General features: G+C 60.2%; 22 protein-coding genes. 16 read left to right on the forward strand and 6 right to left on the reverse strand.

Features of this window, described 5'->3' with window-relative positions; translation table 11 throughout:
• The first annotated feature begins 119 nt into the window (after positions 1–119).
• Together pyrC and rnt are read left to right on the forward strand one after the other, a co-directional pair.
• A complete protein-coding gene (gene pyrC, locus J9870_RS22775) occupies positions 120–1,166 on the forward strand; it encodes a dihydroorotase (RefSeq protein ID WP_210640317.1) in 1,047 nt (348 codons plus the stop codon).
• Entirely contained in the window at positions 1,163–1,840 is a 678-nt protein-coding gene (gene rnt / locus J9870_RS22780) for a ribonuclease T (protein WP_025215178.1), read from the forward strand. The genes pyrC and rnt overlap by 4 nt, the downstream gene beginning before the upstream one ends.
• A gap of 234 nt (positions 1,841–2,074) precedes the next feature.
• On the opposite strand, the gene J9870_RS22785 is transcribed toward rnt, so the two are convergent.
• Positions 2,075–2,677: a peroxiredoxin gene (locus J9870_RS22785; protein WP_003204949.1), complete on the reverse strand. Its 603-nt coding sequence runs from the start codon at positions 2,675–2,677 to the stop codon at positions 2,075–2,077.
• 315 nt (positions 2,678–2,992) lie between these two features.
• Here J9870_RS22785 and J9870_RS22790 point away from each other — a divergent pair, with 315 nt between their 5' ends.
• Together J9870_RS22790 and bfr are read left to right on the forward strand one after the other, a co-directional pair.
• Positions 2,993–3,211, forward strand: a complete 219-nt coding sequence (locus J9870_RS22790; protein WP_092201551.1) for a bacterioferritin-associated ferredoxin — start codon at positions 2,993–2,995, stop codon at positions 3,209–3,211.
• Between the two features lie 199 nt (positions 3,212–3,410).
• Positions 3,411–3,884, forward strand: coding sequence for a bacterioferritin (gene bfr / locus J9870_RS22795; RefSeq protein ID WP_210640319.1), 474 nt, complete (start codon positions 3,411–3,413; stop codon positions 3,882–3,884).
• A 226-nt stretch (positions 3,885–4,110) separates the two neighbouring features.
• On the opposite strand, the gene grxD is transcribed toward bfr, so the two are convergent.
• The 3 genes from grxD to J9870_RS22810 form a co-directional block, all read right to left on the reverse strand.
• The gene (gene grxD, locus J9870_RS22800) at positions 4,111–4,452 is read right to left on the reverse strand and encodes a Grx4 family monothiol glutaredoxin (RefSeq protein ID WP_135846871.1); all 342 of its coding nucleotides are present in this window, start codon (positions 4,450–4,452) and stop codon (positions 4,111–4,113) included.
• Between the two features lie 89 nt (positions 4,453–4,541).
• On the reverse strand, positions 4,542–6,650 hold the full coding sequence (locus J9870_RS22805) for a molybdopterin oxidoreductase family protein (protein WP_210640321.1): 2,109 nt from the start codon (positions 6,648–6,650) through the stop codon (positions 4,542–4,544).
• A gap of 131 nt (positions 6,651–6,781) precedes the next feature.
• Positions 6,782–7,069 carry a hypothetical protein gene (locus tag J9870_RS22810; RefSeq protein WP_135846873.1) on the reverse strand — a complete coding sequence of 96 codons (288 nt, stop codon included), beginning with the start codon at positions 7,067–7,069 and terminating at the stop codon, positions 6,782–6,784.
• A 404-nt stretch (positions 7,070–7,473) separates the two neighbouring features.
• On the opposite strand from J9870_RS22810, the gene argF reads away from it, so the two are divergent.
• Together argF and J9870_RS22820 are read left to right on the forward strand one after the other, a co-directional pair.
• A complete protein-coding gene (gene argF, locus J9870_RS22815) occupies positions 7,474–8,394 on the forward strand; it encodes an ornithine carbamoyltransferase (protein ID WP_210640323.1) in 921 nt (306 codons plus the stop codon).
• Positions 8,391–9,500: an ABC transporter ATP-binding protein gene (locus tag J9870_RS22820; RefSeq protein WP_210640325.1), complete on the forward strand. Its 1,110-nt coding sequence runs from the start codon at positions 8,391–8,393 to the stop codon at positions 9,498–9,500. Before argF ends, J9870_RS22820 begins: the two co-directional genes overlap by 4 nt.
• A 115-nt stretch (positions 9,501–9,615) precedes the next feature.
• On the opposite strand, the gene J9870_RS22825 is transcribed toward J9870_RS22820, so the two are convergent.
• Both J9870_RS22825 and ybaK read right to left on the reverse strand, forming a co-directional pair.
• Positions 9,616–10,398, reverse strand: a complete 783-nt coding sequence (locus J9870_RS22825; RefSeq protein ID WP_210640327.1) for a PhzF family phenazine biosynthesis protein — start codon at positions 10,396–10,398, stop codon at positions 9,616–9,618.
• A 177-nt stretch (positions 10,399–10,575) separates the two neighbouring features.
• The gene (gene ybaK, locus J9870_RS22830) at positions 10,576–11,046 is read right to left on the reverse strand and encodes a Cys-tRNA(Pro) deacylase (protein WP_210640328.1); all 471 of its coding nucleotides are present in this window, start codon (positions 11,044–11,046) and stop codon (positions 10,576–10,578) included.
• 321 nt (positions 11,047–11,367) lie between these two features.
• On the opposite strand from ybaK, the gene J9870_RS22835 reads away from it, so the two are divergent.
• The 10 genes from J9870_RS22835 (at position 11,368) to J9870_RS22880 (ending at position 23,635) form a co-directional block, all read left to right on the forward strand.
• Positions 11,368–12,219: an MIP/aquaporin family protein gene (locus tag J9870_RS22835; protein WP_210640330.1), complete on the forward strand. Its 852-nt coding sequence runs from the start codon at positions 11,368–11,370 to the stop codon at positions 12,217–12,219.
• 74 nt (positions 12,220–12,293) lie between these two features.
• The gene (gene glpK / locus J9870_RS22840) at positions 12,294–13,799 is read left to right on the forward strand and encodes a glycerol kinase GlpK (protein ID WP_210640332.1); all 1,506 of its coding nucleotides are present in this window, start codon (positions 12,294–12,296) and stop codon (positions 13,797–13,799) included.
• 95 nt (positions 13,800–13,894) lie between these two features.
• Complete coding sequence (locus J9870_RS22845; protein WP_003204973.1) at positions 13,895–14,650, forward strand: DeoR/GlpR family transcriptional regulator; 756 nt, start codon at positions 13,895–13,897, stop codon at positions 14,648–14,650.
• A 355-nt stretch (positions 14,651–15,005) separates the two neighbouring features.
• Positions 15,006–16,544 (forward strand): glycerol-3-phosphate dehydrogenase, encoded by a 1,539-nt coding sequence (gene glpD / locus J9870_RS22850; protein ID WP_210640339.1) that lies wholly within the window; start codon positions 15,006–15,008, stop codon positions 16,542–16,544.
• 444 nt (positions 16,545–16,988) lie between these two features.
• Positions 16,989–17,903: a glutamate/aspartate ABC transporter substrate-binding protein gene (locus J9870_RS22855; RefSeq protein ID WP_210640341.1), complete on the forward strand. Its 915-nt coding sequence runs from the start codon at positions 16,989–16,991 to the stop codon at positions 17,901–17,903.
• A 192-nt stretch (positions 17,904–18,095) separates the two neighbouring features.
• Entirely contained in the window at positions 18,096–18,842 is a 747-nt protein-coding gene (locus J9870_RS22860) for an amino acid ABC transporter permease (protein ID WP_210640342.1), read from the forward strand.
• Positions 18,842–19,513 (forward strand): ABC transporter permease subunit, encoded by a 672-nt coding sequence (locus J9870_RS22865; RefSeq protein ID WP_210640344.1) that lies wholly within the window; start codon positions 18,842–18,844, stop codon positions 19,511–19,513. Before J9870_RS22860 ends, J9870_RS22865 begins: the two co-directional genes overlap by 1 nt.
• Positions 19,510–20,244, forward strand: a complete 735-nt coding sequence (locus tag J9870_RS22870; protein WP_014339893.1) for an amino acid ABC transporter ATP-binding protein — start codon at positions 19,510–19,512, stop codon at positions 20,242–20,244. The genes J9870_RS22865 and J9870_RS22870 overlap by 4 nt, the downstream gene beginning before the upstream one ends.
• A gap of 161 nt (positions 20,245–20,405) precedes the next feature.
• On the forward strand, positions 20,406–22,310 hold the full coding sequence (locus J9870_RS22875) for an ATP-binding protein (protein ID WP_210640346.1): 1,905 nt from the start codon (positions 20,406–20,408) through the stop codon (positions 22,308–22,310).
• A 44-nt stretch (positions 22,311–22,354) separates the two neighbouring features.
• A complete protein-coding gene (locus tag J9870_RS22880; protein ID WP_246883159.1) occupies positions 22,355–23,635 on the forward strand; it encodes a sigma-54 dependent transcriptional regulator in 1,281 nt (426 codons plus the stop codon).
• Positions 23,636–23,655 lie beyond the last annotated feature (20 nt).

Here is a 23,655-nt window from a genome sequence, read left to right on the forward strand (position 1 = left end):
GATTCGTGGCACACCTGTAGGGGCTATCGGTAAGTTGCGGCAGAACTTGATAGCGGGTGCCTGAATCGGTCTTTTCCGGTAGCATTCCCCAGAGTTTGACCCGCCTGGAAGCCCCCCCCATGTCCGACCGCCTGACCCTGCTGCGTCCCGACGACTGGCATATTCATCTTCGCGATGGTGCTGTGTTGACCCATACCGTCGCCGATGTCGCGCGCACCTTCGGGCGCGCAATCATCATGCCTAACCTGGTTCCGCCCGTGCGCAACGCCGCCGAGGCCGATGGCTATCGCCAGCGCATCCTCGCCGCACGCCCGGCTGGCAGCCGCTTCGAACCGCTGATGGTGCTTTACCTCACCGACCGCACCCAGCCCGAAGAGATCCGCGAGGCCAAGGCCAGCGGCTTCGTCCATGCCGCCAAGCTGTACCCGGCCGGTGCCACCACCAACTCCGATTCCGGTGTCACCAGCATCGACAAGATCTTTGCGGCGCTGGAGGCGATGGCCGAAGTCGGCATGCCGTTGTTGATCCACGGTGAGGTCACCCGGGGCGACGTCGACGTGTTCGACCGCGAGAAAATCTTCATCGACGAGCACATGCGCCGCGTCGTGGAACGGTTCCCGACGCTCAAGGTGGTGTTCGAACACATCACCACCGGCGATGCCGTGCAGTTCGTCAACGAGGCTCCGGCCAACGTCGGCGCGACCATTACCGCCCATCACCTGCTGTACAACCGCAACCATATGCTGGTGGGCGGGATCCGTCCGCACTTCTATTGCCTGCCGATCCTCAAGCGCAATACCCATCAGGAAGCTCTGCTCGTCGCCGCCACCAGCGGCAGCGCCAAGTTTTTCCTCGGCACGGACTCGGCGCCCCACGCCCGCCACGCCAAGGAAGCCGCCTGCGGTTGCGCCGGTTGCTACACCGCCTACGCGGCCATCGAGCTGTACGCCGAGGCGTTCGAACAGCGTAACGCGCTGGACAAACTCGAAGGTTTCGCCAGCCTGCACGGCCCAAGCTTCTATGGTCTGCCAGCGAACACCGATCGTATTACCCTGGTCCGCGACGAGTGGACCGCCCCCGCCAGCCTGCCTTTCGGCGAGCTGACTGTCATCCCGCTGCGCGCCGGTGAAAAACTGCGCTGGCGCCTGCTGGAGGAAAACGTGTGAGTGAAGATCATTTCGACGACGAACAGGACGGCAACGGTGGTTCGGGCGGCGCCCGTCACCCCATGGCTGCCCGGTTCCGGGGCTATCTGCCGGTCGTCGTCGACGTAGAAACCGGCGGCTTCAACTCCGCCACCGATGCGTTGCTGGAAATCGCCGCGACCACCATCGGCATGGATGAAAAAGGTTTTGTGTTCCCTGACCACACCTATTTCTTTCGTGTCGAACCGTTCGAAGGCGCCAACATCGAAGCGGCGGCCCTGGAGTTCACCGGGATCAAGCTCGATCACCCTTTGCGCATGGCAGTGAGTGAAGAGACCGCCCTGACCGACATTTTCCGCGGTGTGCGCAAGGCCCTGAAGGCCAACGGTTGCAAGCGAGCAATCCTGGTCGGCCACAACAGCAGCTTCGACCTGGGCTTCCTCAACGCCGCTGTCGCGCGCCTGGACATGAAGCGCAATCCGTTTCACCCGTTCTCCAGCTTCGACACAGCGACCCTGGCCGGCCTGGCGTATGGCCAGACCGTCCTGGCCAAGGCCTGCCAGGCGGCCGACATCGATTTTGATGGCCGTGAAGCCCACTCGGCCCGCTACGACACCGAGAAGACGGCCGAGCTGTTCTGCGGCATCGTCAACCGCTGGAAGCAGATGGGTGGCTGGCAGGATTTCGACGACTGACATCGGACCAGCTATGGCTCTTGTGGCGAGGGGATTTATCCCCCGTGGGACTGCGCAGCAGTCCCACGAAAGGTGAGCCAGGCCAAATCAATTGGCGGGTTTTGGGTCGCTTCGCGGCCCAGCGGGGATAAATCCCCTCGCCACAAAGCTTCGTGTTCCAGCAGATGATCCGGTTTGAAACACCCATAAAAAAACCGGCCCTATCGAGGGCCGGTTTTTTTATGCCTTGTGCGATTACAGCTTGTCGCTGTGCTCACCCAGGTAGGCGGCAACGCCTTCAGGCGATGCAGTCATGCCCTTGTCGCCTTTCTTCCAGTTGGCCGGGCACACTTCGCCGTGCTCTTCGTGGAATTGCAGGGCGTCGACCAGACGGATCAGCTCTTCCATGTTACGGCCCAGTGGCAGGTCGTTGATGATCTGCGAACGGACAACGCCTTTGTCGTCGATCAGGAACGCGCCACGGAAAGCCACGCCGCCTTCGGACTCAACGTCGTAGGCCTTGGCGATTTCGTGCTTCATGTCGGCAGCCATGGTGTATTTCACCTGACCGATACCGCCATTGTTGATCGGGGTGTTGCGCCAGGCGTTGTGGGTGAAGTGCGAGTCGATCGAAACAGCGACCACTTCAACGTTGCGGGCCTTGAAGTCGTCCATGCGGTGATCCAGTGCGATCAGCTCGGACGGGCAGACGAAGGTGAAGTCCAGCGGATAGAAGAACACCAGGCCGTATTTGCCTTTGATGGCCGAGGACAGGGTGAAGCTGTCGACGATTTCGCCGTTGCCGAGCACGGCCGGGACGGTGAAGTCAGGGGCTTGTTTGCCTACGAGTACGCTCATTGGATATCTCCTGGTGTAGTAACGTGAAAACAAGGTCCGGGCCAGCCTGCCACCCTCAGGCGACAGCCCTGTGACACGAACCCGCTTGCAAGGGCCGATCATCATACACCGCGAATTTGGACTGTCTTCAACGGTTTTTCGGCGGTATTGAAAAATCGCTGTGGCATTTCATGACACCTCACGGGCCAAGGGCAGAAACCGTTCGTCAGCCAGGCGCCGCTCTGGCGCAAGGGTTTCAGAAACCACTTTGACAATCATTCTCGTTAACATTAAGATCCGTCTCAATTGAGTCACAACCAGCGACGGTTCTCACTTATGTATGTATGCCTCTGCACTGGCGTCACCGACGGGCAAATCCGCGAAGCGATCTATGAAGGTTGCTGCAGCTACCGCGAAGTCCGCCAGGCCACCGGCGTAGCCAGCCAATGCGGCAAATGTGCCTGCCTGGCCAAGGACGTGGTCCGCGAAACCCTCGCCAAAGTACAAACCGCCCAGGCCTCGATCCCCTACCCGGTAGAATTTACCGCCGCGTAATAAACAGCTTTCAAAGGAACCGGACTCAATGTCCGGTTTTTTTATGCCTGTAAATCAATTGCTTAGCGTTCAGACGCGGAACACAAACATTCTTATTCCGATTAATTTTCATTTATTATTCAACAACTTAGGTTTGACACTCGCAAGTACGCGGCTCAAACTCCGCCTTATATACAGCTATTACAGGGCAGGTCTCATCATGAAAGGCGACGTCACAGTCATCCAGCATCTCAATAAGATCCTCGGCAATGAGCTGGTCGCGATCAATCAATACTTCCTGCATGCGCGCATGTACGAGGATTGGGGCCTGAACAAGTTGGGCAAGCACGAGTACCACGAGTCCATCGACGAGATGAAACACGCGGACAAGCTGATCAAGCGCATCCTGTTCCTCGAAGGCCTGCCGAACGTCCAGGACTTGGGCAAGCTGCACATCGGCGAACACACCCGGGAAATGCTTGAGTGCGACCTGCGCATCGAGCGCACTGGCCACGCCGACCTGAAGGCGGCCATCGCCCATTGCGAGACCGTTGGCGACTTCGGCAGCCGTGAACTGCTTGAGGACATTCTCGAGTCCGAAGAAGAGCACATCGACTGGCTGGAAACCCAATTGGGCCTGATCGACAAAGTCGGCCTTGAGAACTACCTGCAATCGCAGATGGGTGAAGAGTAATTCTTCGCGGCTAACCCATTAAAAAGCCCCGCCCTCTTTCGAGAGGCGGGGCTTTTTATTGCCTGAGTTTCAGACCCTACCGAAATCCACTGTGGGAGCGGGCTTGCTCGCGATAGCGGTGGATCAGATAAAAAAATGCTGACTGACACACCGCTATCGCGAGCAAGCTCGCTCCCACAAGGTTCTTGTCCACCACAACTTGTGTGGTGAACAGAACCATCACACATCAGGCTTCAGTCTTGTTCGCCGCAGCTTTTTCTACCGCTTCCTTGATCGTGGCCTGCAGAGAGCCGTCAGCGGCCATCTCGGTCATGATGTCGCTACCACCGACCAGCTCACCACCCACCCACAGCTGTGGGAACGTTGGCCAGTTGGCGTACTTGGGCAGGTTGGCGCGGATTTCCGGGTTCTGCAGGATGTCCACGTAGGCAAACTTCTCGCCACACGCCATCACAGCCTGAGCAGCCTTGGCCGAGAAACCGCACTGTGGCGCGTTCGGCGAGCCTTTCATGTAAAGCAGGATGGTGTTGTTGGCAATCTGGTCTTTAATCGTTTCGATGATATCCATGGAGCACCTCGGCTTAAAACTTTTGCGACTTAAGTTGTCGACACGGTGATGCATTGTAACGGAAAGCCGAACGTGCTCCAGAGACAATTTTACGCAGCCGCCACCTTCACCGGTACGCCGTTGAGCGCCGCATTACCGGACAACTCATCGAGCTGACAATCATCGGTCAGGTCATTGGCGCTGGAACCCGGCTGGCCGCTGGCGATGGTCATCTGCACGCCCGGCCGGGCATGGCCCCAGCCGTGGGGCAAGCTGACCACACCCTTCATCATGTCCAGGCTGCCCTGCACCTCGACTTCGATCATACCCACCCGCGAACTGACCTTCACCCGCTGCCCATCGACAAGACCGCGACTGGCGAGGTCATCCGGATGCATCAGTAGCTGATGACGCGGCTTGCCCTTCACCAGCCGATGGAAATTGTGCATCCAGGAATTATTGCTGCGCACATGGCGACGACCAATCATCAGCAACTCATCCGCCGCTGGAGCCCGCAACGCGGCAAAACGCTCCAGGTCGGCAAGTATCACCGCCGGCGCGGCTTGCACCCGTTGGTTTTCGGTTTTCAACCGTGGGGCCAGGTTGGGCTTCAGAGCTCCGAGGTCAATGCCATGGGGATGGTCGAACAAGGTCGCCAGGGACAGTTTGTGTGGCGAAGCATCGCCATAAGCCCCGGCCCGCAGACCGAAATCGATCATTTGCGCTGGCGGCATGGTCGGTTTGAGTTCCTTACCGGTTCTGGCGGCAAAGGCCTTGGCCAGCCCGACAAAAATCTCCCAGTCATGCAGCGCCCCTTCTGGCTTGGGCAGAATAGCCCGGTTGAAGCGGGTCACGTTGCGCACCGCGAACAGGTTGAACGTGGTGTCGTAATGATCGTTTTCCAACGCCGAGGTCGAGGGCAGGATCAGGTCGGCATAGCGCGTGGTTTCGTTGATGTACAAGTCGATGCTGACCATGAACTCCAGCCCGTCCAGCGCCTGCTCCAGTTGTCGCCCGTTGGGCGTGGACAGTACCGGATTGCCTGCCACGGTAACCAGCGCACGAATCTGGCCCTCGCCTTCGGTGAGCATTTCCTCGGCCAGGGTCGACACCGGCAACTCCCCGGCGTACTCGGGACGCCCGGACACCCGGCTCTGCCAACGGTTGAAATGCCCTCCCGAGGTGGTGGCCACCAGATCCACTGCCGGCTCGGTGCACAGCGCCCCGCCCACCCGATCGAGGTTGCCGGTGACCAGATTGATCAGTTGAATCAGCCAGTGGCACAGCGTGCCAAATGCCTGGGTCGAAACCCCCATCCGCCCGTAACACACCGCGGACGGCGCTGCGGCAAAGTCCCGGGCCAATCGGCGGATCTGTTCCGCTGGCACTGCGCAAAGCGGACTCATCGCCTCAGCCGTGAAGGTGGCAACAGCTTGGCGCACCTCTTCCAGGCCATCCACCGGCAGGTGGCTGTCACGGGTCAGGCCCTCGCTGAACAACGTATTGAGCAAACCAAACAGCAACGCGGCATCACCGCCAGGGCGCACGAACACATGCTGGTTGGCGATGGCCGCCGTTTCGCTGCGGCGCGGATCGACCACTACCACTTTACCGCCACGGGCCTGGATAGCCTTGAGGCGCTTCTCCACGTCCGGCACGGTCATGATGCTGCCGTTGGACGCCAGCGGGTTGCCGCCCAGGATCAGCATGAAGTCGGTGTGATCGATGTCTGGAATCGGCAGCAGCAGGCCGTGGCCATACATCAGATGACTGGTCAGGTGATGAGGCAGTTGATCCACCGAGGTCGCCGAAAAACGGCTGCGGGTTTTCAACAGGCCCAGGAAATAGTTGCTGTGGGTCATCAGCCCATAGTTGTGCACGCTGGGGTTGCCCTGGTAGACCGCCACCGCATTCTGGCCATGGCGCGCCTGGATACCCGCCAGGCGCTCGGCTACCAGCGCAAAGGCATCGTCCCAGGCAATGGGCTGCCACTCGCTGCCAATCCGCTGCATGGGCTGGCGCAGGCGGTCGGGGTCATTCTGGATATCTTGCAGGGCCACTGCCTTGGGACAGATATGCCCTCGGCTGAAGCTGTCCAGCGCATCGCCCTTGATCGAGGTGATCGCCAGGCCCTGGCCGTCGGTTTCGGTGGTTTCGAGGGTCAAGCCGCAGATGGCTTCACACAGATGGCACGCACGGTGGTGGAGAGTCTTGGTCATGGCCAGTCTCTGTTTTATTCGTGGCGGGCGCTTTCGGCCGCGGGAACAAAACTATGGCGCGCGATCCCCGGCAGCGCCAGCGACGTTCGTCCTGTGAATTGCCGGGCATCAGGCCCGCCGATGAAGTGGCATCAAGGGCGCTCGGGAGGCGGCGCCAGCAACTGGATTTCTTCGACGGTTTCCACCTGCTCCTGGGCGATGGGCACGCCCGTCAGCTCGCCGATCAGCCGCCAATGCTCGTCGAGCCCGTTGCTGATAGTGGCCATGCGATCGATCATTCTGCGGCCTGCGGCCTTGGTCACTTCGTCGTCGCTGCGCAACAATTCGAATGACATGGACGTCACCGAAGCGGTCAAATGAGTCAGGGAACGTGCCGTCAGCCCCAGTAGTTCCATCAATTGTTGCTCTTTCGAATCCATTTCGGGGGCTCCTGCGTCTAGAGGCTCATTTATAACCCAGCCCCTTGCATTAGGAAATGTTTCACACCCGACAACAAGCAGGCAAACCCCGGCAATGACGGGCCAAAGGCCGACTATCAACCACGCCATGCCCGCCCGGCTTGATTGCCAAGCTGCGCAACGCCAGTGTACAAATGGGGCACTGCTATCAGGAAACCGGCTTCATACATGTCATCGCAGACCTGTGATGACCTCGCTGAAATCCCCTAAAACTGTAGCCCTATTGGTAAGACGCGACATTTCCTTATAAGATCGCGCCTTCCCCTATTTCGTCGCCCCGTGCGGCTTTTGCCGCAGGTCTCGCCCGTTTTTTGAATAAACAAGGCTTTGAGCATCTGCGGTCAGTTACAAAAAGGTAGTCAATCATGAGCGCAAGGCACTTTCTCTCCCTGATGGATTTCACGCCCGATGAGTTGCTCGGCGTGATCCGTCGAGGCGTGGAGCTCAAGGACCTGCGTAACCGCGGCGTACTGTTCGAGCCCTTGAAAAACCGCGTGCTGGGGATGATCTTCGAGAAGTCATCGACCCGCACCCGCATCTCTTTCGAAGCCGGCATGATCCAGCTGGGCGGCCAGGCGATCTTCCTGTCGCCGCGCGACACCCAGTTGGGCCGCGGCGAACCCATCAGCGATTGCGCCATCGTCATGTCGAGCATGCTGGATGCCGTGATGATCCGTACCTTTGCCCACAGCACCCTGACCGAATTCGCGGCCCACTCCCGCGTGCCGGTGATCAACGGTCTGTCCGACGACCTGCATCCCTGCCAATTGCTGGCCGACATGCAGACGTTCCTCGAGCACCGTGGCCCAATCCAGGGCAAGACCGTGACCTGGATCGGCGATGGCAACAACATGTGCAACAGCTATATAGAAGCGGCGATGCAATTCGACTTCCAGCTACGCATCGCCTGCCCTGAAGGCTACGACCCGAATGCCGAACTGGTCGCCAGGGCCGGGGATCGGGTGACCATCGTTCGTGATCCGAAACAGGCCGTGGCCGGCGCACACCTGGTGAGCACCGACGTCTGGACCTCCATGGGCCAGGAAGAAGAAACCGCCAAGCGCCTCAAATTGTTCGCGCCGTTCCAGGTCAACCGGGCCCTGCTCGACCTGGCGGATGCCGAAGTGCTGTTCATGCACTGCCTGCCAGCCCACCGCGGCGAGGAGATCAGCTTCGATTTGCTGGACGACCCGCGCTCGGTGGCCTGGGACCAGGCAGAAAATCGCCTTCACGCGCAAAAGGCCCTGCTCGAGTTTCTTGTCGAGCCGGCGTACCACCACGCATGAGCCATTCGCTGCTACTGAATTTGCATAACCTGGCTTGCGGCTACCAAAACCAGCGGGTCGTGCAGAATCTCAACCTGCATCTCAATGCCGGCGACATCGGCTGCCTGCTCGGTTCGTCCGGGTGTGGCAAGACCACGACGTTGCGCGCCATCGCCGGTTTCGAACCGGTGCACGAGGGCGAGATCCAACTGGCCGGGGAAACCATCTCCCGCGCCGGCTTCACCCTCGCCCCGGAAAAACGCCGAATCGGCATGGTGTTCCAGGACTACGCGCTGTTCCCTCACCTGAGCGTGGCCGAGAACATTGCCTTTGGTATTCGCAAGCATCCAAACAAGGACCGCGTCGTCGAAGAACTGCTGGAACTGGTCAACCTCAAGAGCCTGGGCAAGCGTTTTCCCCATGAGCTCTCTGGTGGCCAGCAACAGCGCGTGGCATTGGCCCGAGCCCTGGCACCGGAGCCACAGTTGCTGTTGCTCGACGAACCGTTCTCCAACCTCGATGGCGAGCTGCGACGCAAGCTCAGCCATGAGGTGCGGGACATCCTCAAGGCCCGCGGCACCAGCGCGATCCTGGTCACCCACGACCAGGAAGAAGCCTTCGCCGTGAGTGACCATGTCGGGGTGTTCAAGGAAGGTCGGCTGGAGCAGTGGGACACGCCTTACAATCTCTACCACGAACCGCTGACGCCTTTCGTCGCCAGTTTCATTGGCCAGGGCTATTTCATTCGTGGCCGGCTCGAAAGCCCGGAATCGGTGCAGACCGAGCTGGGCATCCTGCGCGGCAACCGGGCCTATACCTGGCCCATTGGCGGCGCGGTGGACCTGCTGCTGCGCCCGGACGATATCGTCTACGCACCGGACAGCCCGCTCACGGCTCAAATCGTCGGCAAGACGTTCCTGGGGGCTTCCACGCTGTATCGCCTGCAATTGCCGACGGGGGCGCAGCTGGAATCGATCTTCCCAAGCCACGCCGACCATCAGGTCGGGGACCATGTCGGCATCCGCGTGGCGGCTGAACACCTGGTACTGTTCCAGGCCTCGGGCAGTACCGCGGCGCATATACCACCGGTGGAAAGTGGAGTGCGGCGCTACAGCACCGCCAGCTGACCATTGTGGGAGCGAGCTTGCTCGCGATGGCGTAGGCACATTCAGCATCGATGCAAGCTGAACCACCGCTATCGCGAGCAAGCTCGCTCCCACAAGTAACCTCGTTGGCTTGAGGTTACCCCAGCATCAACGTCCCACTGGCCACCAACGTCGCATTCCCGCCGATCTTCACCCGCTCACCCTCCAATCGACAGAACAACGCCCCGCCCCTGGCCGAGCACTGGTAAGCCGTCAGCCCATGCTTACCCAAGCGCTTGGACCAGTACGGAATCAGGCTGCAATGGGTCGAACCCGTCACCGGATCCTCATTGATACCAATGGCCGGGGCAAAATAGCGGGAGACAAAATCATGCTTGCTGCCCGGGGCGGTCACGATAGCGCCCGGCCACGGCAGTTTCGCCAAGGCCGCCATGTCCGGCTTGCAATCGAGCACCGCTTGCTCCGACTCCAGCACCACGAACAGTTCGCGGGAGCTCAGCACATCCACCGCTTCGACACCCAGGGCACTCTGCACGGCCAGGGACGCTCCCAACTCGCTAGGCATCACGGCTGGAAAATCCAGCCACAACCGATCGCCTTCGCGAGTGACGCTCAGCGGCCCGGATTTGCAGATGAAATCCAGCTGCCCAACCGTTTCGTCATAGACCTCGAACAGCACATAGGCACTGGCCAAAGTGGCATGCCCACAGAGCGGGACTTCGGTGGTGGGGGTGAACCAGCGGATATGCCAATACTGGCCTTCGCGAACCAGGAAAGCGGTCTCAGCCAGGTTATGTTCGGCGGCGATCTTTTGCATCAAGTCATCGGCAAGCCAGGCGTCGAGCCGATAGACCATCGCCGAATTACCGCCAAACGGCCGATCACTGAACGCATCGACTTGATGAAACGCAAGCTGCATGGCACTTCTCCTTTTTATTGATGCGCCAGCATGAGGGCCCGAGCTGCCGAATTTCCAGTGACAGATCAGCGCAATTTTCACCCTACAGCTTAGCGTGAGAATCCTGCCAGGCTTGAGCCCTGCACTCTTGTGGCGAGGGAGCTTGCTCGCGCTGGGGGGCGAAGCGGCCCCCTGGATTCAGACCCGCCCGATATCCGCAAACGTCGCCCCGGTATGCTCCGCCAGGACCGCAGGAGCTAGCTCCACCTCCAATCCCCGGCGTCCGGCGCTGACAAAAATGCTCGCAAGTGGCTGGGCCGAACTGTCGATAAACGTGCGCAGACGCTTCTTCTGCCCCAGCGGGCTGATGCCGCCGAGCAAATAACCCGTTGAGCGCTGCGCGGCGGACGGGTCGGCCATTTCGACTTTTTTCACCCCGGCGGCATGGGCCAGGCCTTTCAAATCCAAGGTCCCTGCCACCGGCACCACCGCCACCAACAACTCACCTTTTTCGCTGGCCGCCAACAACGTCTTGAACACCTGCGCCGGATCCAGTCCGAGCTTTTGCGCCGCCTCCAGCCCATAGGACGCGGCCTTGGGGTCGTGTTCGTAACTGTGAATGCGATGCTCGGCACGTACTTTCTTCAACAGATCCAACGCGGGGGTCATGACCGCTCCTGGCAAGGAAATCAAAAAGAATGGGCGGATTCTAAGCCATCGCCAGCAAAAAAAGCGCGGGGCAGCACGGCCAGTCATGGTGAGGCCGTGTTGAAGAGGCGTCATTCACGCTACGAATAGTTGAAATGTGACCGACGGTTCACTTTCGACCTTTGACACCAGCGTTTCTTGTCTATATTTTTTCGAAACTGAAAGCAATAACGCATGTCTCAAGCAACACCCCGAAATCAGGACCGCCCTCCTGCGTCGGCAAAATCGCGCTATCGAGCTGTATATCGAACGCGCCAGACAACAACAAAAACTGAGGTTTGAATGACAATTGCTTTACAACAACCATCCCTTTCCAGCCAATGCCTGGCTGAATTCCTTGGAACTGCCCTGCTGATTTTCTTCGGTACCGGTTGCGTCGCGGCGCTCAAGGTCGCGGGTGCGAGTTTCGGCCTGTGGGAAATCAGTATCATCTGGGGCGTGGGCGTCAGCATGGCGATTTACCTCAGCGCGGGTGTTTCCGGCGCACACCTAAACCCCGCCGTCAGCATTGCCCTGTGCCTGTTCACCGACTTCCAGAAGCGCAAATTGCCGTTCTATATCATCTGCCAAGTGGCCGGCGCCTTCTGCGGTGCACTGCTGGTCTACACGCTGTATAGCAATCTATTCTTCGATTTCGAACAATCCCGGCACATGATCCGGGGGACTGAAGCCAGCCTCGAACTGGCCTCGGTGTTCTCGACCTATCCGCACCCGGCACTGTCCACCGGCCAGGCCTTTGTGGTGGAGATGATCATCACCGCCATCCTGATGGGCGTGATCATGTCGTTGACCGACGACAACAATGGCCTGCCCCGCGGCCCACTGGCGCCGCTGCTGATCGGCCTGCTGATTGCAGTGATAGGCAGCTCGATGGGCCCGCTGACCGGTTTCGCGATGAACCCGGCACGAGACTTCGGCCCTAAACTGATGACTTTCTTCGCTGGCTGGGGTGAAATTTCCTTCACGGGTGGACGCGACATCCCGTACTTCCTGGTTCCGATTTTTGCACCGATTGTGGGTGCGTGCCTGGGTGCTGCCGCCTATCGCGGGCTGATTGCCCGTCATCTGCCCAGCGCCACAACTGCTACAAAGGATGCAACACCCGCCATTGACGGCAAGCCCAGAACGTCCTGAAACGTGGGCGCATGCTCCTGCCCTTCGGGCGTGCGCCATGGCCTCCCCTCTTTTTACGTCCCAAGGCAATCGACATGACCGACATACAGAACAAGAACTACATCATTGCCCTCGACCAGGGTACGACCAGCTCGCGCGCGATCATTTTCGACCGTGACGCCAACGTGGTCTGCACCGCCCAGCGCGAATTCGTCCAGCATTACCCGCAGGCCGGCTGGGTCGAACACGACCCGATGGAGATCTTCGCCACCCAGAGCGCGGTCATGGTCGAAGCCCTGGCCCAGGCCGGCCTGCACCACGACCAGGTCGCCGCCATCGGCATCACCAACCAGCGTGAAACCACCGTAGTCTGGGACAAGACCACCGGTCGGCCAATCTACAACGCCATCGTCTGGCAATGCCGCCGCAGCACCGAGATCTGCCAGCAGCTCAAGCGCGATGGCCACGAGCAGTACATCAGCGAAACCACCGGCCTGGTCACCGATCCGTACTTTTCCGGCACCAAGCTCAAGTGGATCCTGGATAACGTCGAAGGCAGCCGCGAGCGTGCCCGCAACGGTGAATTGCTGTTCGGCACCGTCGACAGCTGGCTGATCTGGAAATTCACCGGCGGCAAGGTCCACGTCACCGACTACACCAATGCCTCGCGCACCATGCTCTTCAATATTCACTCGCTGGAGTGGGACGCGAAGATGCTCGACATCCTCGACATCCCCCGCGAAATGCTCCCGGAAGTGAAATCGTCCTCGGAAATCTACGGCCGCACCAAAAGCGGCATTGCCATCGGTGGCATCGCCGGCGACCAACAGGCCGCCCTTTTCGGCCAGATGTGCGTGGAGCCAGGCCAGGCGAAAAACACCTATGGCACCGGTTGCTTCCTACTGATGAACACTGGCGCCAAGGCCGTCAAATCCAATCACGGCATGCTCACCACGATTGCCTGCGGCCCTCGCGGCGAAGTGGCCTACGCCCTGGAAGGCGCGGTGTTCAATGGGGGCTCTACGGTTCAGTGGCTGCGCGATGAATTGAAAGTCATCAACGATGCCCACGACACCGAATACTTTGCCAACAAGGTCAAGGACAGCAACGGTGTGTACCTGGTGCCCGCCTTCACCGGCCTGGGTGCGCCGTACTGGGACCCCTACGCCCGTGGTGCGCTGTTCGGCCTGACCCGTGGCGTACGGGTCGATCACATCATCCGTGCGGCGCTGGAGTCGATTGCCTACCAGACCCGCGATGTACTCGACGCCATGCAGCAGGACTCAGGCGAACGCCTCAAGGCCCTGCGGGTGGACGGCGGCGCAGTGGCGAACAACTTCCTGATGCAATTCCAGGCCGACATCCTGGGCACCCAGGTCGAACGTCCGAAAATGCGTGAAACCACCGCCCTGGGTGCGGCCTACCTGGCCGGCCTGGCCTGCGGCTTCTGGGGTAGCCTGGAAGAGCTGCGCGGTAAAGCGGTGATCGAGCGCGAATTCGAACCGCAACTGGACGAACAGGCGAAGGAAAAACTCTACGCTGGCTGGAAAAAAGCGGTCAGCCGCACCCGTGACTGGGAGCCTCACGAAGACGCCGAATAAACCGAAGCTGGAGACGAGAACGGTCAGAAACTGGTCGGGAGTGGATTCCTGCGGCATCATGGGCAAATTTTGTACGGCAGCCCAAAGGAAGCCCCATGAATCTGCCTCCCCGTCAGCAGCAAATCCTCGAACTGGTTCGCGAACGCGGCTATGTCAGCATCGAGGAAATGGCGCAGCTCTTCGTCGTCACCCCGCAAACCATCCGCCGCGACATCAATCAACTGGCGGAAGTGAATCTGCTGCGCCGCTACCATGGCGGCGCCGCCTACGATTCAAGCGTGGAAAACACCGCCTACGCCATGCGCGCCGACCAGATGCGCGACGAGAAACAACGCATCGCCGAAGCCATCGCCGCGCAGATCCCCGATCACGCCTCGCTGTTCATCAACATTGGCACCACCACCGAATCCATCGCCCGAGCGCTGCTCAATCACAACCATCTCAAGGTCATCACCAACAACCTGCACGTGGCTTCGATCCTCAGCGCCAAGGACGACTTCGAAGTCCTGATAGCCGGCGGTAACGTACGACGCGACGGGGGCGTGGTGGGCCAGGCCAGCGTAGACTTCATCAACCAGTTCAAGGTCGATTTTGCCCTGGTAGGCATCAGCGGTATCGATGAAGACGGCAGCCTGCTGGACTTCGACTACCAGGAAGTACGGGTTTCCCAGGCGATCATCGCCAACGCCCGGCAGGTATTGCTGGCGGCGGACTCCAGTAAATTCGGGCGCAACGCCATGGTTCGACTGGGGCCTATCAGCCTGATCGATTGCCTGGTGACGGACCAGCAACCGGTGCCGGCTTTGGCGCAATTGCTGAGCCAGCACAAGATTCGCCTGGAAGTGGTCTGACTTCACCCCCGGTCCCGTGTGGCGAGGGGATTTAGCGAAGCGTCGCACCGCCCCGCTGGGTTGCACAGCAACCCAATGCAGTCACTCAATTTGCCTGATGCACCGCCTCGCCCGGGATTTAGGGCTGCTTCGCAGCCCAGCGGGGCGGGGCGACGCTTCGCTAGCCTCCTTGCCACAACTGCCTCCCTGTAGGCCTCAATATCTCTTTATGTTCGAAAATTTTCCTTTCAGCTTCCTTTGATCAGTATTTTCAATCGAAGCCGACTGGCTGTTGCCGAGTTTATGGGCTAGTATTTTCGCAAATGAACATTAATGTTCGAATTCAAATATTGCAAAAAGAGCCCGAGGCCAGCCGATGCCCACTTCTACCTTGCCTACGCCCCCTCTCGCCGAGGTTTACGACATCGCCGTCATTGGTGGCGGTATTAACGGCGTGGGGATTGCCGCGGACGCTGCCGGTCGCGGTCTTTCGGTGTTCCTTTGCGAAAAGGACGATCTGGCCAGCCACACCTCGTCGGCCAGCAGCAAGCTGATCCACGGCGGCCTGCGCTACCTCGAACATTACGAATTCCGCCTGGTGCGCGAAGCGCTGGCAGAGCGCGAAGTGCTGCTGACCAAGGCCCCGCACATCGTCAAGCAAATGCGCTTCGTGCTGCCCCATCGCCCACACCTGCGTCCGGCCTGGATGATTCGCGCCGGCCTGTTTCTCTACGATCACCTTGGTAAACGTGAGCAACTCGCCGGTTCCAAGAGCCTGAAATTCGGTGCCGATAGCGTATTGAAAAGCGAGATCACCAAGGGCTTCGAATACTCCGACTGCTGGGTCGATGACGCACGACTGGTAGTGCTCAACGCCATGGCCGCCCGGGAAAAAGGCGCGCATGTCCACACCCGCACCCGCTGCGTGAACGCCCGCCGCAGCAAAGGCCTGTGGCACTTGCATCTGGAACGTGCCGACGGCAGTCTGTTTTCGATTCGCGCCAAGGCACTGGTGAACGCCGCTGGCCCATGGGTCGCCAAGTTCATTCGCGATGACCTGAAGATGGAATCGCCTTACGGCATCCGCCTGATCCAGGGCAGCCACCTGATCGTGCCGAAACTCTATGAGGGCGAGCATGCGCACATTCTTCAAAACGAAGATCAGCGCATTGTGTTCACCATTCCATACCTGAACCAGTTCACTCTGATCGGCACCACCGACCGCGAATACACCGGCGACCCGGCCAAAGTAGCCATTACCGAAGGTGAAACCGATTACCTGTTGAAGGTGGTCAACGCTCACTTCAAAAAGCAGCTCAGCCGCGACGATATCCGGCACAGCTATTCCGGTGTGCGCCCACTGTGCAACGACGAATCCGACAATCCTTCAGCCGTCACCCGGGATTACACCCTGGCACTCTCCGGTAATGGTGAAGAAGCGCCGTTGCTGTCGGTGTTCGGTGGCAAGCTGACCACTTATCGCAAACTGGCCGAATCGGCCATGGCGCAGCTGGCCCCATTTTTTACGCAGATGCGCTCGAGCTGGACCGCCGTAGAGGCCCTCCCCGGAGGCGAAAACATGACCACCCCGCAGGCGCTGTGCTCGGCCCTGCGCGACAAATTCGACTGGTTGCCGACCGACATCGCCCGCCGCTGGGCTACCACGTATGGCAGCCGCACCTGGCGCATGCTCGAAGGCGTGCACAACCTCGGCGACCTGGGCGAACACATCGGCGCAGGCCTCTACACCCGGGAAGTCGACTACCTGTGCAGCGACGAATGGGCCGTCGATGCCCAGGACATCCTGTGGCGCCGCAGCAAGCTGGGGCTGTTTACCACTCAGGGCGAACAGGAAAAGCTGCAGCAATACCTGAGTAAAGTTGAGCAAAACCGCCGCAAGATCGAAGCGGCCTGATCGATAGCCTGCTAAACCCAAAGCCCCTGAATCCTGCGATTCAGGGGCTTTTTGCTATCTGAAGTCCACCGATGCCCCTGTGAGAGCGAGCTTGCTCGCGATGAGGCCAGCCCATTCAACATCCATGTGACTGACACACTGCTATCGCAAGCAAGCTCGCTCCCACAATGGATCGAGGCAGGCTCAAGCCATTCGGTTTTCCGAACACGACCTGCCAGTCAGTTCGGCTAACCGGATAAAACAGCCCGCATCAAACCTGAAACAAAACATTAATTACCAAGCAAAACAACAGGTTATAAGGACAGCCCTGGCCTGGCACGAGTCATGCTCTACACTCCTGGAGACGAATACCTGCATGCCAACACAACAGGAGCTGCCAGGCATTCGAAGCACTCAGGGCCGACGAACCGGCTAAATAAGAAAAACAATGTCGAGGAAATATAGATGCGCATCGTTCCCCATCTCCTGGGCGCAGCCATTGCTGCCGCTCTGATCAGCACTCCGGTTTTTGCAGCCGAACTGACCGGCACGCTGAAAAAGATCAAAGAGTCCGGCGTTATCACGCTTGGGCATCGCGACGCTTCCATTCCGTTTTCCTATATTGCAGACGCGTCCGGCAAACCGGTCGGCTACTCCCACGACATCCAGCTGAAAGTCGTCGAAGCGATCAAAAAAGACCTGGACCTGCCTAACCTGCAGGTCAAGTACAACCTGGTGACTTCGCAAACCCGTATCCCGCTGGTGCAGAACGGCACCGTGGACCTGGAATGCGGCTCCACCACCAACAACGTCGAGCGTCAGCAGCAGGTTGACTTCTCCGTTGGCATCTTCGAGATCGGCACCCGACTGCTGACCAAGAAAGATTCCAAGTACAAGGATTTCGACGACCTCAAGGGCAAGAACGTCGTGACCACCGCCGGCACCACGTCCGAGCGCCTGCTCAAGTCCATGAACGCCGACAAGCAAATGGGTATGAACGTCATCTCCGCCAAGGACCATGGCGAGTCCTTCCAGATGCTCGAAGGCGGTCGTGCCGTTGCCTTCATGATGGACGACGCCCTGCTGGCCGGCGAAGCGGCCAAGGCCAAGAAAGCCGATGACTGGACCGTGACGGGTACCCCGCAGTCCTACGAAATCTACGGCTGCATGATGCGCAAGGGCGACGAGCCGTTCAAAAAGGCTGTCGATGACGCCATCGTGGCCACTTACAAGTCGGGCGAGATCAACAAGATCTACGAAAAATGGTTCATGCAGCCCATCCCACCAAAAGGCCTGAACCTGAACTTCCCAATGAGCGACGAACTCAAGGCACTGATCGCCAAGCCGACCGACAAAGCGGCTGACGACAAGAAATCCTGATTTCTGACTAACCTTATCTCCTGAAGGGGCCTGGCCCTTTCAGGGGATGGTCATTCCCTGCTGGCATATTCTGGAAACACTCGAACCGGTGGCTGTCGAGCCGATCGCGTGTGCCCGACCATCAAGTCGGGATGGGAACGGAGTTTCCCCAGGCGGGCACTTGTACATCGAACGATCTGAGGGGAGACCCTAATGAATTACAACTGGGACTGGGGCGTGTTCTTCAAGTCCACCGGCATCGGCAGCGAGATTTATCTCGACTGGTATGTAGCCGGCCTGGGCTGGACCATCGCCATCGCCGTCGTGGCCTGGATCATCGCCCTGCTGCTGGGCTCGGTGCTGGGCGTGATGCGCACCGTGCCGAACCGGCTGGTGTCGGGCATCGCCACCTGCTACGTGGAACTCTTCCGTAATGTGCCGCTGCTGGTCCAGCTGTTCATCTGGTACTTCCTGGTGCCGGACCTGCTGCCCGCCGATATGCAGGAGTGGTACAAACAGGACCTGAACCCGACCACCTCGGCCTACCTGAGCGTCGTCGTGTGCCTGGGCCTGTTCACCGCCGCCCGGGTCTGCGAGCAGGTGCGCACCGGTATCCAGGCGCTACCGCGCGGCCAGGAATCCGCAGCCCGCGCCATGGGTTTCAAGCTGCCGCAGATCTACTGGAACGTGCTGCTGCCCCAGGCCTACCGGATCATCATTCCGCCGCTGACCTCGGAATTTCTCAACGTTTTCAAGAACTCCTCCGTGGCCTCGCTGATCGGCCTGATGGAGCTGCTCGCGCAGACCAAGCAGACCGCCGAGTTCTCCGCCAACCTGTTCGAAGCCTTCACCCTGGCGACGCTGATCTACTTCACCCTGAACATGAGCCTGATGCTGCTCATGCGCATGGTTGAGAAGAAAGTCGCGGTGCCCGGCCTGATTTCCGTGGGGGGTAAATAATGGAATTCGATTTCAGTGGCGTCATCCCGGCCATTCCCGGCTTGTGGAACGGCATGCTGATGACCCTCAAGCTGATGGCCATGGGTGTCGTCGGCGGGATCATCCTGGGGACGATCCTGGCGCTGATGCGCCTGTCCCATAACAAGCTGGTCTCCAACATCGCCGGCGCCTACGTCAATTACTTCCGCTCGATCCCGTTGCTGCTGGTAATCACCTGGTTCTACCTGGCAGTGCCGTTCGTACTGCGCTGGATCACCGGCGAGGACACCCCCATCGGCGCGTTCGGCTCCTGCGTCGTGGCGTTCATGATGTTCGAGGCGGCGTACTTCTGCGAAATCGTCCGGGCCGGCGTGCAGTCGATCCCCAAAGGCCAGATGGGTGCCGCCCAGGCACTGGGGATGAATTATGGCCAGACCATGCGCCTGATCATCCTGCCCCAGGCGTTTCGCAAGATGACCCCGTTGCTGCTGCAACAAAGCATCATCCTGTTTCAGGACACCTCGCTGGTCTACACGGTCGGCCTGGTGGACTTCCTCAATGCTTCGCGGGCCAATGGCGACATCATCGGCCGCTCCAATGAGTTCCTGATCATCGCAGGTCTCGTGTACTTCACAATCAGCTTTGCCGCCTCGCTGCTGGTCAAGCGTCTGCAAAAAAGGTTCGCCGTATGATCTCTATCAAGAACATCAACAAGTGGTATGGGGACTTCCAGGTACTGACCAATTGCAGCACCGAGGTCAGCAAGGGTGAGGTTGTGGTGGTGTGCGGCCCTTCGGGGTCGGGCAAGTCCACGCTGATCAAGTGCGTGAACGCCCTGGAGCCGTTCCAGAAAGGCGACATCGTGGTCGACGGCACCTCCATCGCCGATCCGAAGACCAACCTGCCGAAACTGCGTTCGCGCGTGGGCATGGTGTTCCAGCATTTCGAGCTGTTCCCGCACCTGACCATCACCGAAAACCTGACCATCGCGCAAATCAAGGTCCTGGGCCGCAGCAAGGAAGAGGCCACCAAGAAAGGCCTGCAATTGCTTGAGCGGGTCGGTCTCTCGGCCCATGCCCACAAGCACCCGGGCCAGCTCTCTGGTGGTCAGCAGCAACGCGTGGCGATCGCCCGCGCCCTGGCGATGGACCCGGTGGTGATGCTGTTCGACGAACCGACCTCGGCCCTTGACCCGGAAATGGTCAACGAAGTGCTCGACGTCATGGTGCAACTGGCCCACGAAGGCATGACCATGATGTGCGTGACCCACGAAATGGGCTTCGCCCGCAAAGTGGCGAACCGAGTGATCTTCATGGACCAGGGCCAGATCATCGAAGACTGCGAGAAGGAAGAGTTCTTCGGCGACATCAGCGCCCGCTCCGAACGTGCGCAGCACTTCCTTGAGAAAATCCTGCAGCACTAAACAACCCACACCGCTCCTGTGGGAGCGAGCTTGCTCGCGATAGCGGACTGCCAGTCAACATCATTGTCGTCTGGTCAGCAGTCATCGCCAGCAAGCTCGCTCCCACAAGGGGCCAGTGTTGGTTTGTCGATTTGTGTTGTGGTTGACCCAAGGCTTCTGTGATGAAATGCGACCCCACCCTCTATCGCGCCGCGCCGCCATCACTTGCCGTGAAACCCCGCCTGGTCCGCCATCTGTTTTTGCCGCCCCTGATCATCGCGTTGATGGTCGGCCTGGGTTATCTCGGCTTCTGGATCAGCGAGCACTACGGCGTTCGCAGCCTCGCCGAGAACGGCGAGCGCCAGTTGGAGCTGCACGCCCGTGCGGTGGAGAGCGAGATCAGCAAGTACACCTACCTGCCCAGCCTGCTGGAGCTGGAGTCCAGTGTCTCGCAATTGCTCGACGATCCGACGCCCGAGCACCGCAAGACTGTCAACGAATACCTCGAAGGCCTGAACCGGCGCAGCCGCAGCCGGGCCATTTATGTGATGGACACCACTGGCCGGGTCATGGCCACCAGCAACTGGCGCGACGTCGACAGTTACCTGGGTGAAGACCTGTCCTTCCGCGCCTATTTCCAGAATGCCGTACGCGGCCAGCCGGGGCGCTTCTACGGCATCGGCAGCACCAACGGTGAGCCCGGTTACTACTTGGCCCACGGCCTGGAACAACAGGGCAAAATCATCGGCGTCGCCGTGGTGAAGGTGCGCCTCGAAGCGCTGGAGGAGCGCTGGCAGCGCGCGCGCCTGGAAGCGTTCGTCAGTGACGAGAACGGCATCATCATCTTGTCCAGTGACCCGGCGCGCCGGCTCAAGTCGGTACGCCCGCTCAGTGATGAAACCAAGGAGCGCCTGGCCCGCAGCCTGCAATATTACTGGTTCCCGCTGAACGAACTGGTACCCCTGGCCCGGGAACGCCTGGCCGAAGGCATGGAGAAGCTGACCTTCCCGGCCAACAGCGAATTGGTGGCCGACGAACGCGCCATCAGCTACCTGTCGCAGACCCGGCCCCTGAGCGACACACCGTGGAATTTCACCCTGCTGACTCCCCTTGAAGATCTGCGTCGCCAAGCAATCAACCAGGGCATCCTGGTGGCCGTGGCGTTCGCCCTGGTGGCGTTCCTGCTGATCGCCTGGAACGAGCGACGCAAAGTCATCGCCACCCGCCTCGCCGCCCGGGAAGCCTTGCAGCAAGCCAACAACCAGCTCGAGCGTCGGATTACCGAACGCACTACCGACCTGCGCGCCAGCAACGAACGACTCAAGGGCCAGATCCGCGAACGGCGCCAGGCCGAAGAGACCTTGCGCCGGGCCCAGGACGAACTGGTGCAGGCCGGAAAACTGGCGGCCATCGGGCAGATGTCCACCAGCATCGCCCACGAACTCAACCAGCCGCTGGCGGCACTGCGCACCTTGTCCGGCAATACTGTGCGTTTCATGGAGCGTGGCCAGCTGGATATCGCCAGCGCCAACCTCAAGACCATCAACGATTTGATCGACCGCATGGGCCGGATCACCGCCAGCCTGCGCTCCTTTGCCCGGCGCGGGGACGACCAGGGCCAGGCCAGCCTCGGCAAGGGCGTCGAGGCCGCGCTGCAACTGCTGGGCGCTCGCCTGGAAAGCTTGAACATCCAGATTCATTCCAGTTTCGACGACGTCCAGGTGCAAATCGACCAGACGCGCCTGGAACAGATCCTGGTGAACCTGATCGGCAATGCCCTGGATGCCATGCAGACCCAACCCGAGCCGCAACTGTGGCTCGAAGGCCAGGCCGGCGACGGCAAATATCGCCTGCGCGTGCGCGATAACGGCCACGGCATCGATCCAGAAGCACGCAAGCATCTGTTCGAACCCTTCTTCACCACCAAACCCGGCGAACAGGGCTTGGGCCTGGGCCTGACGCTCTCCGCCAGCCTGGCCGCCGCCACGGGTGGATACCTGGGCGTCGAGCACCCGGTCGAGGGCAGTGGAACCACGTTTGTCCTCAGTTTACCGTTGGTAAGCCTTTTACCTGCCGAGCCACTATGAACAACGACCTGAGCGTACTGATCGTCGAAGACGACCCCCATGTCCTGCTGGGCTGCCAGCAGGCGCTGACCCTGGAAGACATTCCCAGCATCGGTGTGGGCAGCGCCGAAGAAGCCCTGGAGCGGGTCGGCGATGACTTTGCCGGCATCGTCATCAGTGACATTCGCCTGCCGGGCATCGATGGCCTGGAACTGCTGACGCGCCTCAAGGCACGGGACCGCAGCCTGCCGGTAGTGTTGATCACCGGGCATGGCGACATCTCCATGGCGGTCGGTGCCATGCAAAAAGGCGCCTATGACTTCATGGAGAAACCCTTCTCCCCGGAACGCCTGGTGGATGTGGCCCGCCGCGCCCTGGAACAGCGCAGCCTGGCGCGCGAGGTTTCCTCCTTGCGCCGGCAACTGGCCGAACGCGACACCCTGGAAGGCCGGATCATTGGCCGCTCACCGGCCATGCAACACCTGCGAGCGCTGATCGCCAACGTCGCCGACACCTCGGCCAACGTGCTGATCGAGGGCGAAACCGGCACCGGCAAGGAACTGGTCGCCCGCTGCCTGCATGACTTCAGCCGCCGCCACGACAAACAATTCGTCGCGCTGAACTGCGGCGGCCTGCCGGAAAACCTGTTCGAAAGCGAGATTTTCGGCCACGAAGCCAACGCCTTTACCGGTGCCGGCAAACGCCGGATCGGCAAGATCGAGCACGCCGACGGTGGCACGCTGTTTCTCGATGAAGTGGAAAGCATGCCCCTGCCCTTGCAGATCAAACTGCTGCGGGTGTTGCAGGAGCGCACCCTCGAGCGCCTGGGCTCGAACCAGAGCGTGGCCGTGGATTGCCGGGTGATCGCCGCCACCAAGTCCGACCTGGACGAGATGGGGCGGGCCGGGCAGTTTCGCAGCGACTTGTATTACCGCCTCAACGTGGTGACCCTGGAACTGCCGCCACTGCGCGAGCGGCGCGAAGACATCCTGCAATTGTTCAAGCACTTCCTTCAGCAGTCGTCGCTGCGCTTCGACCGTACGGTGCCGGAGCTGGACAACCAGACCCTGTCGAACCTGATGAGCCACGACTGGCCGGGCAACGTGCGCGAACTGCGCAACGTCGCCGAGCGCTATGCCCTTGGCCTGCCGGCCTTCAAGAAGTCCGGCGCCAGCAGCGGCAGCCAGGGCCTGGCCTTCGCCGAAGCGGTGGAAGCCTTCGAGCGCAACCTGCTGGTGGATGCCCTGCAACGCAGCGGTGGCAACCTGACCCAGGCCAGCCTGGAACTGGGCATGGCCAAGACCACGCTGTTCGACAAAGTCAAAAAATATGGCCTGAGCCATTAACCGGGGCGTAAACCTGTGGA

The sequence above is a fragment of the Pseudomonas sp. Tri1 genome (assembly GCF_017968885.1).
Lineage (GTDB): Bacteria > Pseudomonadota > Gammaproteobacteria > Pseudomonadales > Pseudomonadaceae > Aquipseudomonas.